At 69.5% G+C, this 14,305-nt stretch carries 14 protein-coding genes; 7 read left to right on the top strand and 7 right to left on the bottom strand.

Annotated elements, in window-relative coordinates:
* The first annotated feature begins 57 nt into the window (after positions 1-57).
* Genes ABZ824_RS13725 through ABZ824_RS13715 form a run of 3 tightly spaced genes read left to right on the top strand, consistent with a single transcriptional unit; the run spans position 58 to position 6,016 of the window.
* Complete coding sequence (locus ABZ824_RS13725; RefSeq protein WP_356963541.1) at positions 58-2,607, top strand: serine/threonine-protein kinase; 2,550 nt, start codon at positions 58-60, stop codon at positions 2,605-2,607.
* Positions 2,604-5,303 (top strand): protein kinase, encoded by a 2,700-nt coding sequence (locus ABZ824_RS13720; RefSeq protein ID WP_356963540.1) that lies wholly within the window; start codon positions 2,604-2,606, stop codon positions 5,301-5,303. The genes ABZ824_RS13725 and ABZ824_RS13720 overlap by 4 nt, the downstream gene beginning before the upstream one ends.
* A complete protein-coding gene (locus ABZ824_RS13715) occupies positions 5,300-6,016 on the top strand; it encodes a cyclase family protein (protein WP_355079177.1) in 717 nt (238 codons plus the stop codon). Before ABZ824_RS13720 ends, ABZ824_RS13715 begins: the two co-directional genes overlap by 4 nt.
* A 4-nt stretch (positions 6,017-6,020) precedes the next feature.
* Here ABZ824_RS13715 and hpt read toward each other — a convergent pair whose 3' ends face one another.
* From hpt to ABZ824_RS13695, 4 genes are read right to left on the bottom strand one after another with little or no spacing between them, the layout of a single operon-like run.
* Positions 6,021-6,575, bottom strand: coding sequence for a hypoxanthine phosphoribosyltransferase (hpt, locus tag ABZ824_RS13710; protein ID WP_039794624.1), 555 nt, complete (start codon positions 6,573-6,575; stop codon positions 6,021-6,023).
* A 1-nt stretch (position 6,576) separates the two neighbouring features.
* Positions 6,577-7,704, bottom strand: coding sequence for a tRNA lysidine(34) synthetase TilS (gene tilS / locus ABZ824_RS13705; RefSeq protein ID WP_356963539.1), 1,128 nt, complete (start codon positions 7,702-7,704; stop codon positions 6,577-6,579).
* A 59-nt stretch (positions 7,705-7,763) separates the two neighbouring features.
* Positions 7,764-8,873, bottom strand: coding sequence for a zinc-dependent metalloprotease (locus ABZ824_RS13700; RefSeq protein ID WP_356963538.1), 1,110 nt, complete (start codon positions 8,871-8,873; stop codon positions 7,764-7,766).
* A gap of 13 nt (positions 8,874-8,886) precedes the next feature.
* Positions 8,887-10,326 (bottom strand): D-alanyl-D-alanine carboxypeptidase, encoded by a 1,440-nt coding sequence (locus ABZ824_RS13695; protein ID WP_356963883.1) that lies wholly within the window; start codon positions 10,324-10,326, stop codon positions 8,887-8,889.
* A gap of 217 nt (positions 10,327-10,543) precedes the next feature.
* Here ABZ824_RS13695 and ABZ824_RS13690 point away from each other — a divergent pair, with 217 nt between their 5' ends.
* The gene (locus ABZ824_RS13690) at positions 10,544-11,035 is read left to right on the top strand and encodes an inorganic diphosphatase (protein ID WP_355079184.1); all 492 of its coding nucleotides are present in this window, start codon (positions 10,544-10,546) and stop codon (positions 11,033-11,035) included.
* Between the two features lie 125 nt (positions 11,036-11,160).
* Here the strand turns inward: ABZ824_RS13690 and ABZ824_RS13685 are convergent, their stop codons facing one another.
* Both ABZ824_RS13685 and ABZ824_RS13680 read right to left on the bottom strand, forming a co-directional pair.
* Positions 11,161-11,403 (bottom strand): hypothetical protein, encoded by a 243-nt coding sequence (locus tag ABZ824_RS13685; RefSeq protein WP_067794586.1) that lies wholly within the window; start codon positions 11,401-11,403, stop codon positions 11,161-11,163.
* 187 nt (positions 11,404-11,590) lie between these two features.
* Positions 11,591-12,412 carry a crotonase/enoyl-CoA hydratase family protein gene (locus ABZ824_RS13680; RefSeq protein WP_356963537.1) on the bottom strand — a complete coding sequence of 274 codons (822 nt, stop codon included), beginning with the start codon at positions 12,410-12,412 and terminating at the stop codon, positions 11,591-11,593.
* Positions 12,413-12,594: 182 nt separating this feature from the next.
* Between ABZ824_RS13680 and ABZ824_RS13675 the strand changes: the two genes are divergently transcribed.
* The 3 genes from ABZ824_RS13675 to ABZ824_RS13665 all read left to right on the top strand — a co-directional run bounded on the left by ABZ824_RS13675 (position 12,595) and on the right by ABZ824_RS13665 (position 14,019).
* Positions 12,595-12,915, top strand: coding sequence for a 2-oxo-4-hydroxy-4-carboxy-5-ureidoimidazoline decarboxylase (locus ABZ824_RS13675; protein WP_355079187.1), 321 nt, complete (start codon positions 12,595-12,597; stop codon positions 12,913-12,915).
* Between the two features lie 54 nt (positions 12,916-12,969).
* Positions 12,970-13,446, top strand: coding sequence for a YbaK/EbsC family protein (locus tag ABZ824_RS13670; protein ID WP_356963536.1), 477 nt, complete (start codon positions 12,970-12,972; stop codon positions 13,444-13,446).
* Between the two features lie 105 nt (positions 13,447-13,551).
* Positions 13,552-14,019: a flavin reductase family protein gene (locus ABZ824_RS13665; protein ID WP_356963882.1), complete on the top strand. Its 468-nt coding sequence runs from the start codon at positions 13,552-13,554 to the stop codon at positions 14,017-14,019.
* 10 nt (positions 14,020-14,029) lie between these two features.
* Here ABZ824_RS13665 and ABZ824_RS13660 read toward each other — a convergent pair whose 3' ends face one another.
* The gene (locus ABZ824_RS13660; protein ID WP_356963535.1) at positions 14,030-14,281 is read right to left on the bottom strand and encodes a helix-turn-helix transcriptional regulator; all 252 of its coding nucleotides are present in this window, start codon (positions 14,279-14,281) and stop codon (positions 14,030-14,032) included.
* Positions 14,282-14,305 lie beyond the last annotated feature (24 nt).

Raw genomic sequence — 14,305 nt, 5'->3', positions numbered from 1 at the left:
CATCGGACAACAACCGGTGCGGATTCCGCGGCGTCCGCCGAGCCACTAGGTCCGAGCATGAGTGCGAACTCTGAGAGAAGGTCCGACCCCGACACGGGTATTTCCACCCGGCCGAGGAGTGGCGACCTGTCGCGTGCCGAATCCGACGCGGTGGCCGCGTTCACAGCGGAGTGGGAATCCACCCGGCGCCCACCGGCGATCGCCGAATATCTACCGGACGCCAGTACCTTGCGACGTGAGGCATTGCTGGAGCTGATCCGCGTCGACCTGCGCCATCGCTGGCTGCTTCGCCGGGGTAAAGGCGCGGGCACCGCGCCGGAACCGGCCGCGCGCATGCGCCTGACCGATTACTGCGCCGAATTCCCCGAACTCGCTTCCGACGATATTCCGGCCGGCTTGGTGTACGAGGAGTTCGTCATCCGCCGCCAGAGCGGCGAGCGGGTCGATCCGCGCGAATGCCTGCGCGAATATCCGCGGCAGGCGGAGCAACTGCGCGAGTTGCTGAACGCCGACGAAATCGACCAGAGCACCCGTCGCGCGACTCCGGAGGATTCCGTCTTGACCGCGGTCGCGCACAGCGACTCCGTTCTCGCCGACACCGTATTGAACCGAACCGCGGGGTCTGCTCGTGATTCCGAGGTGACCAGAACGACCGCCTCCGATCTGACGGGTACGGCCACCGCCGTGCCCACGACGATCGGGACCGGGCCGGGCCGCTCCGACCCGCTCGACCGGATCGAGATCGGTCAGCGGATCGACGACTTCGATCTGCTGACCGGTCTGGGCAGCGGTGCGTTCGCCCGGGTCTTCCTCGCGCGGCAGCGCTCGCTGCAACGGCTGGTCGCGGTGAAGATCTCCAGCGATCACGGCACCGAGCCGCAGACGCTGGCCCAGCTCGACCACGACTACATCGTGCGGGTCTTCGACCAGCGGCTGCTGGACGACGCCGAGGGCGCCGCGCGCCGGCTGCGGCTGCTCTACATGCAGTTCCTGCCCGGAGGCACGCTGCTCGGCGTGCTGCGCTGGGTGCGCGCGACCCCACCCGAGGAGCGCAGCGGCAGGCTCCTGCTGGACGCCGTGGACGCGGCCATGGAGGAGAAGGGCGAGATCCGGCCGACCGACTCCAGCGTGCGCGCCGAGATCGCGGCGCTGAGCTGGCCGGAGACGGTGGCGTGGCTGGGCCGCAGGCTGGCCGAGGCGCTGGACTACGCCTCCTCGCACGGCGTGCTGCACCGCGACGTCAAACCGGCCAATGTCCTGCTCACCGCCGAGGGCGTGCCGAAACTCGCCGACTTCAACATCAGCTTCAGCCGCAACGTGGAGGGCACCAGCCCAGTGGCCTACTTCGGCGGATCACTGGCCTACATGTCACCGGAACAGCTGGAGGCCTGCCATCCCAGTTTCGGCCGCAGTGCCGCGGACCTGGATACCCGCGCCGACATCTATTCGCTCGGCGTGGTGTTGTGGGAGCTGCTCACCGGTGCGAAGCCGTTCGACGACCGCACGGCGGGGGCGGGTGACCAAGGCGACGACACCACGCTGGAGGCCATGCTGGAGCGGCGCAGCAGCGGCGTGGACGAGGCCGCGCTGCAGCGGGTTCCGGCCGACTGTCCCGCCGCGTTGCGGCGCATCCTTGTGACCTGCCTCGCCCCCGAGCGGGCCGACCGGTGGTCCAGCGGCGCGATCCTGGCCAGGCAGCTGGAGATGTGCCTGGACGAACGCGCGCGAGAATTGGTCGACCCCGCGCCGAACAGCTGGCGGCTGCGGCTGCGCCCCTACATCGTTCCGGTGGCGCTGGTGGCGATGGCGCTGCCGAATGTGCTCGCCTCGCTGTACAACATCCAGCACAACCAGCACCTGATCATCAGCCGGATGACCGAGGAGGCCCAGCAGACCTTCCTCATCATCACCGGCGTGGTGAACGCGATCTTCTTCCCGACCGGCATCGCGCTCGTGCTGTATATGGCGAGATACGTGCTGACGGTGCCGCGCGGCCTACGCAAAGGACGAAGATACGATCCGGGAACCCTGCGGCGTGCCAGACGCGACGCGTTGCTGATGGGCGATCGGGCCGTGGCCGTGGCCTTCTCGCTGTGGGTGCTGGCCGGACTGATCTTCCCGATCGCGCTACAGGTGTCGACGGGAGATATATCGGCACAGGCCGTGGTGCACTTCTTCTCCTCGTTGGTGGTGTGCGGCGCGATCGCGGTCGCCTATCCCTTCTTCCTGCTGACGTTCTACCTGGTGCGGTGCGTCTATCCCTTGTTCCTCCGGCACGGCGACATCAGCCCCGAGGACGCGGTCTGGCTGCGCGGCCTTGACCGGCGCTGCAACGGCTACCTCGCGGTGGCCGCCTCGGTGCCGCTGCTCGCGGTCACCGGGGTGACCTTCCTGCCCCCGTCCGACATCCCCTCGGTCATCGTCGCGGTTCGGCTGCTGTGTGTGGGCGGCATAATCGCGTTCGTGGGCACCTATCTGCTGTTCCGTGCGCTGGAAGCGGACCTACGGGCGCTGGAGCGGGTGGTCGATCCGGAATCCGCCGAATCGGGGGCCGCCGAGGGCCGACCCGCCCGATCGACCGCGACCGCCGTGGAGACCGACACGTGAGTTTGCCCCGCACCGACGCCGTCGCCCGCTTCTCCGCCGACTGGCAGCGCAGTCTCCATGGTGATCGCTTGCCGCCGCAGATCCGCGACTACGTACCCGACGGCACGCAAGTTCGCCTGGGGGTACTCGTCGATCTGATCCGGGTGGATCTGCGGCGACGCTGGGAGCGCGAAGGGCTCGGCAAACGGATCGCCGACTATCGCGCGGAATTCCCCGATGTGGAGACCAGCCCCGAGTTGGTCGACCTGCTGTGCGAGGAATTTCTGGCGCGTCGCGGACGCGGACCGCTGCCGCTGGAGGACTTCCTAGCCGAATACCCGGACCTCGCCGGCGCGGTCCGCGAGCACCTCGCCGATCTCGCCGCCGCCGACGACGCCCACCCGGACGCCGACTCGAGCGAAGCCCTCGCCGCGCTCGCCGATCTCGCGCCGGGCCTGCGGATCGATGACTTCGACCTGCTCACCGACCTGGGCGCGGGACTGCTCGGCCGGGTCTTCCTGGCCAGGCAGCGTTCCATGCAACGGCTGGTCGCCGTCCGGTTCTCGGCGGGCCGGGCGGGCGCGGCGCACACGATGGCCCAGCTCGACCACGCCCACATCGTGCGGGTCTTCGACCAGCGAGTACTCAGCGCCGACGCCGCACAGACTCTGACCGTCGCCGGTCCCCCCGCGAACGGCCGCCACACCGCGGCGAATGCCACCGTCGCCGCGCCACACCCGGACCTCGACGCCACCCTCGCGGCCGTCCCATCCAGCTGGACAAGCCACCCCAGCGACGACGAGACCATCGTGGCGCCGACAACCCGAACGACGAGCCACCCCAGCGACGACGAAACGGTCCCCGGCCCGCGCACGCACAGCGCCGAGAGGCGCGCCCCGACCATCACGGGTGACGCGACAGCCACCGCGCCAGAAGGTATCGATGACGAGACCGTGGTCAGCGCGCCCGACACGACCGCTGCGGTCCGCCCACACAGTGCTCTGATTCCCTGTTCCGGACGATCGGCCGAACCTCGTGACGCCGCCGCGGTTCCGGCTCATCCGGACGCGGTGACCGAGCGATCGAGCGATCCGGACGACATCGCATCCGCGCCCCCGCGACCGCCCCTCGCACCGGAGTCCAGGACGACCGCCCTCCCGCGTCTGGTCTACATGCAATACCTCCCCGGCGGCACGGCGGTCGACCTGCTCGAGCAACGCCGTCGCGGCCCCGTGACCGATGGCGGCGCCCTGCTGCTGCGCGCGGTGGACACCGCCATGGAGGCCAAGGGCGAGATCCGGCCGTCGGATTCGAGCGTGCGCGCCGAGATCGCGCGGCTGAACTGGCCGGAGACCGTGGCGTGGGTGGGCAGGCGGCTGGCCGACGCGCTGGATTACGCCGCACACCATGGCGTGCTGCACCACGACATCAAACCGGCGAACGTGCTGTTCACCGCGGAGGGCATTCCCAAGCTGGCCGATTTCGCCCTCGGTGAGGTACCTGGGCGCACCGCGCCGCACGGTCCCGGCGGGACCGACGCACTGGTCTACCGCTCCCCGGAGCAGCTGAGCCGCTACCTCGACCCCGACGCGCCCGCCCCCGGCGACGCCAGCGACGTCTACTCCCTCGGTGTGCTGCTCTGGGAAATGCTCACGGGCGCAACCCCCTTCGACGATCCGCCACTGGAGCAGAACAGCCCCGGCACCGAGACGTACACGCGGATGCTCGCGGAGCGCCGCGGCGGCGTCTCGGCCGCGGCGCTCGCGCGCCTGCCGGAAGACACGCCGGCCACGCTGCGCCGCGTACTGCTGGACTGTCTGCACGAAGACCCGCAGCGGCGCTGGCGCGGCGGCGCCGAACTCGCGGGACAACTCGACCTCTGCCTGGACACCCGCGCGCGCGACCTGGTCGATCCCCCGCCCGGCAGCCTCGCCCACCGCGCCCGCGGGTGGTTGCTTCCGGTCGCGGCGCTGTGCGTCGGCGTACCGAACGTGCTGGCCAGCTTTTACAACATCCAGCTGAACCAGACCCTGATCATCGACCGGATGTCGACCGCGGACCAGGAGAAGTTCACGGCGGTCGGATTGATCAACAACCTCATCGCGTTCCCGGTCGCCGCGCTGCTGCTGTTGTTCATGACCCGGCGGCCGCTCGCCATCTCCTACCGCCTCGGCCGTGGCGACGGCTACTCCGCGCGCACACTCGCGAAAGCACGCCGCGACACCTTGCTGATGGGTGACTGGGCGGTGTGGATACCCTTCGGCTTCTGGCTGGTCGCGGGCATCGTCTGGCCGCTCGGGCTGGCCTTCTCCGGAGTCGACCTGCCGCGTGGCACCTTCTTGCACTTCTTCGCCGCGCAGATCGTGTGCGCGGCGATCGCGCTCGCCTATCCGTTCTTTCCGATCATGGTCTACTCGGTGCGCGCGATCTATCCACAGCTGCTGGTGCGTGGCGGTATCGGTCCCGACGACGAACGCCAGCTCCGCGCGCTGGCCAGGCGCGGCAGCTTCTACCTCGGTGTGGCGGCATCGGTTCCGCTGCTCGGCGTGGCGAGCGCGACCTTCGTCGAGGCCGACGACCTGGAGCTGGTGATCGTTCCGGTGCGTGTGCTGAGCGTGGGTGGCATCCTGGCATTCGTGCTGACATATCGACTGTTCCGGCTCCTGGAAGCGGATCTGCTCGCTCTGGCCAGGGCGATTCCCCAGCGGACGCGATGACCACACCCCGCCCGCTGGGACGGCTGGTGAACCTGTCGCACGTCCACGATCCGGTCACCACACCGCTGTACCCGGAGGATCCGGAATTCCGCACCGACATCGTGGCCACGATCGCGAACGACGGCTACCTCCTGCGCTATATCCAGCAGGGCGAACACACCGGAACCCATTGGGGTGCGCCGATTCATTTCCGCGCGGACGGACTGGCCGCCGACGAACTCGACCTCGACGATCTGCTGCTGCCCGCGGTGAAGATCGATCTCCGGCAGCGCTGCGCGAACGATCGCGACTACGCGATCACGGTCGACGATCTGAAGCGGTGGGAGGCCGAGCACGGCCGGATCCCGGACAGCGCCGCGATCGTCGCCTGGACCGGGTGGGACGCCAAGTGGGGCACGCCGGAGTTCGTCGGCACGGGCGAATCAGCCGGTCGGCAACCCGGTTTCGCGGTGCAGACGGTGGAATGGCTGCTGCGCGGCGGCAGGCTCGGCCGCCGCGGCGCGCTCGGCATCGACACGTTCGGCCCCGACGTGGGCACCGACGAGACGTACGCGGTGTCGAAGCTGCTCTACGGCGAGCACCGGATCAGCTTGGAATGCTTGGCGAACCTGGCGGCACTGCCCGCAACCGGGGCGTGGGTGCTGGTGGGCGGACCGCTCTATCGCGGCGGTTCCGGTTCGCCGGCAACGATTTTCGGCATCCTGCCCGGATGAGGTCTCAGCCGCCGTAGACCTTGGGGTTGAGGGTGCCGATGTAGGGCAGGTCGCGGTAGCGCTCCGCGTAGTCGAGGCCGTAGCCGACGACGAATTCGTTCGGGATGTCGAATCCGACGTGCGCGACCTCCACCGGCGTGCGTAGCGCGTCGGGCTTGCGTAGCAAGGTGACCACTTCGAGCGAAGCCGGGTTACGGGTTGACAGGTTGCGCTTGAGCCACGACAGCGTGAGCCCGGAGTCGATGATGTCCTCGACGATCAGGACGTTGCGGCCCGCGATGTCCTTGTCCAAGTCCTTCATGATGCGCACCACACCCGAGGACGAGGTCGACGACCCGTAGGACGAGACGGCCATGAACTCCATCTGGGTCGGGATCGGCAGAGCCTTGGCCAGGTCGGTCATGAAGAAGATCGCGCCCTTGAGCACGCCCACCAACAGCAGATCGCCCTCCGGAGCGTCGGGTGGATACCGCTTGGCGATGAGTTCGGCCAGCTCCTGGGTCTTGGCGGCGATCTGTTCCGCGGTGATCAGCACCGACGCGATGTCATCCCCGTACACGTCAGCTGGATTCCCTTCCGTGGTGGTGAGCCCGTTCGGCCGGTTCGGTCTGCGTCATCGGTCCGATGCCAGCCTCACCCAGCCGCAGTGTCAGCCTGCCATGTTCGCGCCCCGCGACCAACCTGCTACCCGGCCTGCCGCCGCCGACCGCGACGCCGCCCTGTCCGCGCCAAGCCGTAACCAGTTCGTCGACTGCCTGTAAATGCTTGGTGGTCAGGGCTTTCGCACCGTGCTCGAGCAGCCATGCCCGAATCGCCCGTTTCCGCAGAGCCGCGGGTGCAGTGGCGAGGGTCTCGATCACCAGCGCCCGCCCATCACCGGCGGTATGCCGCAGCTCGGCGGCGAGCGCGTCGAGAACCGCCCCGTCCTCCCGCAGTTGTTCGGCCGTACGCGCCAGCGCCGGGGCCACACCGCCGCCGAGGATCTGCTCCAACAGCGGCAACGCCTCGGTGCGTAGCCGGACCCTGGTGAACTCCGGCGCCACGTTGTGCGGGTCGTCGTGCGGCGTCACGCCCAGATCGGCGCACACGCGCCGGGTGGTTTCCCGGCGCACGCCGAGCAACGGCCGCCCCCACGGCTCGGCGCACGCGGACATCCCTTGGATCGAGCGGCCACCGGAGCCGCGTGCGAGCCCGAGCAGCACCGTTTCGGCCTGGTCGTCGAGGGTGTGCCCGAGCAGCACCGGAAGACCGTGGCGCGCGGAGTCCAGCGCGGCATAGCGCGCCCGGCGCGCGGCGGCTTCCACACCGCCCTCGGTGCCGACCTGGACCGCGAGCACGCGCGCGGACCGGCAGCCGAGGGCGAGTGCCTGTGCCGCGGCCTCGGCGGCGACGGCGCCGGAACCTGGTTGCAGGCGATGATCCACCACCAAGGCGTCGACCGCGCCCGCCTCGACCACTGCCGCCGCGGTGAGGGCCAGCGAATCCGCGCCGCCGGACAGCGCCACCGCGACCGCCTGCTCCTCGGTCTCACGCGGCCCGAACCTGCTCAGCCAATCCCGGACCGCTCGACGAACGGCCAGCACAGCGGCGGTCTCGGGCAATCGCCGGGCGGCGGACGGCCGCCCGGATCCGGATGTCCCGCTCGCCGGCCCGAAGCGCCCGGGTGTCGTTCCTGGCGCACGCCCCATGGGCGCAGCCTACCGGCCGACCGCGCACGGCGAGTCGCCGCCGAGCCGGGAACCCTCGTTCAGTCCAGTACTCGTTCGATCCAGCGCTGCGGCTGCTCGATCTCGTCGGTGCGCGGCAGCGTGTCGGCTTCGGTCCACACCGTGTTGAACCGCGTCATCCCGACGGTGGCGACCACCTCATCGACGAATTTCTTGCCACGCACGTACTGGGCGACCTTCGCGTCCACGCCGAGCAGCGCGCGCAGGAGTCGCTGCACCGGGTTGGTCGGACGCCTGCGGCGCTGGTCGAAAGCGGTGCGGATCTGCTCGACCGACGGGACGACCGCGGGACCGACCGCGTCCATGACGTGATCGGCGTGCCCCTCCAACAGGGTGCCCAGCATGAGCAGGCGGTCCAGCGCCGCACGCTGCGGCGGCGCCTGGGTAGCACGCAGCAGCCCGACCACACCGCGCGCGGCCGGATCGTCGGGGGCGGTTCCGCGACGGCGGTCGCGCACCTCTTCGACCAGCCGGGACAGCATGTCGCTCACCGGCTCGTCACCGGCCTCGCCGAGTACCTCGACGTTCGCGCGCATGTATTCGCCGAGCCAGGGCGCGGAGGAGAACTGCACCCGGTGGGTCACCTCGTGCAGGCACACCCACAGCCGGAAATCGCTCGCCGACACCCCGAGCGCCCGCTCCACCGCGACGATGTTCGGCGCGACCAGCAACAGAGTGCCGTCCGGCCCCGTGAACGGGTCGTATTGACCGAGGATCGCGGTGGACAGGAAGGCGAGCATGGCGCCCGCCTGCACCCCGGCGGGTTTGCCCGCGAGGAGCTTGCGGTCGGCCTGCGCCTCATCCGCCCCGGTGAGCTGGGCCATCGAGTCGGCGGCGGCCGTGATCCACCCCGGACGGTCGACGATTCTGGCCGCCGGGACCGGCCGGTCGTCCAGCAACCCGCTGACCTCGCGCACCGGCGCCTCGGCCCGCACGGAGGCATCGGCGAGCTCGGCGACCACCTGCTCGGCCGAATAGCGCGACGTGCGCGGACCCGCGGGCACCAGAACGGAGCCGGTCCGCGCGGCCAAACGCCAATCGACCACGCCGGACAAGCCCGAGCGCGGTTTTCGCCGCTCGACCGTGCCGGCGGAGCCGAAATCGGCTGTCTCGGAACCTTGCTGGGTCATGATCAACCACCCGTCACGAGCATCCACAGTTTCGCAGCGTGCCTGCGATCGCGTCCAACGCGGGCCTGCTCACCTCCGGTGGTCGATCGTTCGACATCAGTGCGAAGGTCAGCACCCGCCCATCGGCGTCCAGCACATATCCGACCAACGCGCTGGAGACCGACAGAGTTCCGGTCTTGGCTCGCACCCAGCCCGCCGCCTGACGATCCCGGGTGACGTAGCGGCTGGTCAGCGAGCCCGTGGCACCGGCGACCGGCAGGTTGTCGAGCATCGGCGTCAAGGTCGCCGCGACCCGGCCGTTCTCGGGCTTGGCCTTGGTGCCTGCCGGTCGCACCGCCGTGGCGCCGGTGGGCTCGGCCGCGGTCGCCACGACCCGGTCGAGCAATCGCGCGGGAATCCGGTCGTCTACCGAAAGCCCGCTGCTGTCGTGCATATCCAGGCCGGACAGATCGAAACCGGCCTTGCTCAGCGCCGTGCGCACCGCGGTGACCCCGCCGGTGAACGAGGCCTCGCCGCCGGTGGCGGTCGCGATCTCCCGTCCGATCGCCTCGGCGAGCACGTTGTCGGAGTAGACCATCATGTCGCGCAGCCGGTCGCGCAGCGGCGCCGAACGCACCGAGGCGACCTCGGCCGCGCCCGCGGGTGCGGCGCCCGCCCGGACCCGCGCCGGGTCGAGCCCCAGTTCGGTGGCCAGCCGCCGTCCCGCGTCCAGCGCGGGCGTCGCGGTGCGCGGCGAGTACTCGACGAGCGGTTGCAACCGGCCGCCGTCGATCATCACCGGCTCGATCGGGGCGATGGAACCCTCGGGGATGTCGACCGGGTCCCAGCCCTGCGCCATGGTCGGGCCGGTGTAGGCGGAGAGGTCGACGACGATCGTGTCCACCGCGCGGCCCGCGGACTTGATCTGGGTGACCAGATCGGACAGACGCGGTCCGTTCGGGTAGTACCCCTTGCCGTCCGGCTGCGCGGTGAGCGTCGGATCGCCGCCGCCGACCAGCACCAGTTCGTTCGGCGCCGCACCGGCGACCACCTTCGTCGTCACCCGTTGCTCGGCAGGCAGCGTGAGCAGAGCGGCCGCGGTGGTGAGGATCTTGGCGGTGGACGACGGGATCATCGGCCGGTTCGCGTCGCCGCTCCACAGCACCGTCCCGCTGTCGGCGTCGGTCACCTGGCCCGCGAACGCGCCGAGGTCCGGATTGGCGATCACCGGGGCCAGCGCGGCGGCGATCCCGGCGGAACTCGGCGCGGAACCGGTGGGCTGGGCCGGGACGACCTGCCCGGACGGCTCGGTCGGCGCGGGCGGGGCGGCGATGGTCAGACCACCGTGCCGGAACTCCTCGGTCCACGGCCGCACCGCGAGCAGTGCCACCGCGGCGGCCACGGCCAGCACGACCAGCACGGTCGAGATCAACAGCCATCTGTTGCGGCGCCGCCGGGCGGCCAGCCCACCGATGTTCTCGTTGCCACCAAACACGTCGCCGCCGCTCTCCTGACCGATTCCCGCAGCAGCCGCCTGCCGCACCCATGTCCCCGACGACCACACTATCCTCGTTGCGCAACCGTTCCCCTGAACAACCTGGCGAGTCGGCGCACTCCGCAGCGGCCGAGTCGGCAGTCGCCGAATAGCAGCCGAGTCGCAGAACTCGGCACCGATGCACGAAGGAGATGGCGTGGAGTTCGACGTCACGATCGAGATCCCCAAGGGTTCCCGGAACAAGTACGAGGTCGATCACGAGACCGGCCGGGTCCGGCTCGACCGGTTCCTGTACACGTCCATGGTCTATCCCGCCGACTACGGCTACATCGAGAACACCCTCGGCGAGGACGGCGACCCGCTGGACGCGCTGGTCCTGCTGCCCGATTCGGTGTTCCCCGGCGTGATCGTGGAGGCCAGGCCGGTCGCCATGTACAAGATGACCGACGAGGCGGGCGGCGACGACAAGATCCTGTGCGTGCCCGCGGGCGACCCGCGCTGGGACCACATCCAGGATCTGAAGGATGTCCCGGAGTTCGAGCTGGCCGCGATCAAGCACTTCTTCGAGCGCTACAAGGATCTCGAGCCCGGCAAGTTCGTCAAGGGCTCGGAGTGGGTCGGGCGGGCCGAGGCCGAGGCCGAGGTGCAGGCGTCCATCCAGCGGTTGAAGGACCAGGGCGGGCACTGAAGCCCCTCGGGCACAACGAAAGCGGGGAGTCCGGCAGGCACCGGACTCCCCGCTTCGCGGTCATGGTCACGAAAGGCGAAAAGGGACACCCGGAATCCGGATGCCCCTTCTCTGTGACAGGTGGCTCAGTAGTAGATGTACAGGTCGTAGCCGTCCCAGGTCTCGATGCACTCCCAGTAGTAGCCGCCGGTGCTCGGCGACTCGCCGTCGGCCCGGCACGCGCTCAGCGTGGCGTAGGTGCCGACGTAGGTGCCGCCGTAGGCGACCTCCTGGTAAACCGGTGCGGCGGAGGCCGAAGCGGCCGTCGACACCCCGGCGACGGCAGCGGTGGCCAGCAGACCAGCGGCGAAGAAGGACTTGATACGCATCGCTCTTGCTCCTGAATGCGAGATGAAATTTTTGACGCCTCAAACGATATGGGCGATCGGCATCTCGCACAGCCACCCCTAGGGTGAGGGCAACGCAACCCTGAGGCGAATCACCTTGCCCACCCTCGATACCCACCCTTGGGGTCGGTGACGGCGCACCCGCCCGGATGCGAGCGCGCCGCCGGTGTCAGTGGCCGCGGAATTCGGGCGCGCGCTTCTCGAAGACGGCCTTGACCGCCTCGGCGAGGTCCTCCGACGGCAGGAACGCGGAGTTCCACGCGGAGACGTAGCGCAGGCCCGCGGCGATCTCGTCCTTGCGCCGCTGCTCCAGCACGTCTTTGACGCCCTGCACCACCAGCGGCGGGTTCGCTGCGATCTCCCGCGCGGTGGCGTGCGCCGCGTCCAGCACCGCCTCTTGGTCAGGGAAGACGTCGTTGACCAGGCCGATCTTCTCCGCGCGCGCGGCGTCGATGTCCTTGGCGGTGTAGGCGAGTTCGCGCAGGTGCCCCTCACCGATGATGCCGGGCAGCCGTTGCAGCGAGCCGACGTCGGCGACGATCGCGACCTTCGCCTCGCGCAGACTGAACTTCGCCTCCGCGCTGGCGTAGCGGATGTCGGCCGCCGCGATGAGATCCAGCCCGCCTCCGATGCACCAGCCGGACACCGCCGCGATCACCGGCTTGCGGCAGTCCGCCACGGCCGTGATCGCGGCCTGCATCTTGCGCACGTCGACGAGGAAGTCGGTGCGAGGGGCGGCCAGCGCGCGATCGGCCAGCAACGGGCCGAACGTGCCGCTCATCGCGGGCAGGTCCAGACCGTAGGAGAAGTGTTTGCCGGAGCCGGTCAGCACGATCGCGCGCACCTCCGGATCGGCGTCCAGCGCCTGGAACACTTCCGGCAGCTCGCGCCAGAAGTCGGGACCCATCGCGTTGCCCTTGCCGGGGCCGATCAACGTCACCTGCGCGACGTGATCCTTCGTTTCGACGGTGAAAGCCTGCCAATCTGTCATTTGTACAGCGTATCGAGACAAATCGGAGCCCGTGTCCCGACCCGGTGATGCGCGACTCGGACAGAAAACCTCGCCGCGTGTAAACCCTGCGCAAATTCGCAATGGTGTACTGGTCCGCGGTGGACAGAACAGCGGATCATGAGCAAGTCAGCAAACCTCATTCACCGGCTTCGGAGGACGTCATGCTGATGCATCGCGGGATCGGTCTCGACCGCTTCAACGAAATGCCACGCGGCCGCGCGGTGCACGCGCTGTACGAGTGCTGCTGCAACGTCACGTGGGCCGCGACACTGGCCGACGCTCGACCCTATTCCGATCGGGACGCGCTGCTGAGCAAGGCCGATGTCGAACTGCTCGCGCTGTCCCAGCGGGACGTCGACCGCGCCTTCGAAGGGATTGCGCACGAACCGGTCTCGGCGCGAGACGTGACCGAACTCGCGCGGATAACCCGTGGGCGGATCGCCGGGATGCTCGGCCCGGCCGAGGGCTATCCGGAATACTGAGCCGACCGCGTGACTTCCCCGGCGTCCCGACCGCAATCGCTCTACCCTGGTGGGATGCGCAGGTCGTCATTGCCACCGGTCGCCTGCCGGGTCGCGGACACCCTCATCTCCCGGGGCCATCACGGTCTCATCGTGGCCCAGCCGGAGCCCACCCACACCGCCGACGACGCCGCGCGGGCGCTCGGCGTCGACGTGGGCGCGATCACGAAGTCACTGGTGTTCCTGCTCGACGACGACCCGGTGTTGCTGCTGGTCTCGGGGGCGCACCAGGTCGACCTGGAGAAGACCGGCGCGCGTCTGGAAGGGACGCTGACCCGCGCCCCCGCCGATATGGTGCGCCAGGTGACCGGTCAGCCCATCGGCGGCGTCGCGCCGGTCGGCCACCCGACCAACCTGCCCACTTGGGTCGACAACGCGCTGGCGCACCATCGGGAGGTATGGGCGGCGGGCGGGCATCCGAACACCATTTTCCGCACGTCGTTCCCGGAATTGCTGCGGATCACCGCGGGTCTTCCGATCGACGTGGACTGACCGGCGCGAGCGTCCCAAGATCATGGGCCACGAGACCGGGCGTAGTTTCGTGATGTGACCGAAGCGGATCCGAGCGGCATCACCGCGGAGCAATATCGTGCGTCGATGCGCCACTATCCGGCCGGAGTCACCGTCGTCACGCTGCGTTCGCCGCAAGGGCCGGTCGGCTTCACCGCGACTTCCTTCGCCTCGCTGTCGCTGGACCCGCCGCTGGTGTCGTTCAACATCGCGCACACCTCCTCCAGCCTGTCCGGCATGCTGGACGCCGAGTCCGTCGTCATCCATTTCCTCGGCGAACACCAGCAGCACCTGGCCCACCGGTTCTCCCGAACCGCGGAGGAGCGTTTCACCGACCGATCGCTGTGGACCGCCCTCGACACCGGCGAACCCGTCCTGCACGGCACCCCCATCTGGCTGCGCGCCACCGTGCACCAACTGATCCCCATCGGCGACCACACCTTCGTAGTCGGGTTGGTCACCCGGGTACACGACAACACCGACGAGAAGCCGTCCGCCGCGCCGCTGCTGTACTACAACGGGCGCTACTACCGGCCGACCGCCCTCGGCGAGTGATCCGAGTTCGCTACGCCACCCTCGGCCGCACCTGCACCACCAACTCGGCGTCGAGCGCACGGGCCAGCCGCTCCAGCACAGGAAGGCTGGGCACCGTCCCACCCGCCTCGAACCTGGCGACCGCGGACTGGGTCATACCTGCGGCATCGGCCAGCCCGGTCTGACTCCAGCCCCGCTCCTCGCGCATCCGCCGAATTGTCCGCCCCAGTTCATAAGCCAACCGAGCCGCTTCGTAAGCCTCCGCAGCGCCGGGTTCCTTCATCCGGCGGTTCCTGATTTCCGCCCA

The organism is Nocardia sp. NPDC047038 (genome assembly GCF_040644075.1).
Classification (GTDB): Bacteria; Actinomycetota; Actinomycetes; order Mycobacteriales; family Mycobacteriaceae; genus Nocardia; species Nocardia sichangensis.
The sequence above is the reverse complement of the archived record's forward strand: the minus strand, read 5'-3'. Positions and strand labels throughout refer to the sequence as shown.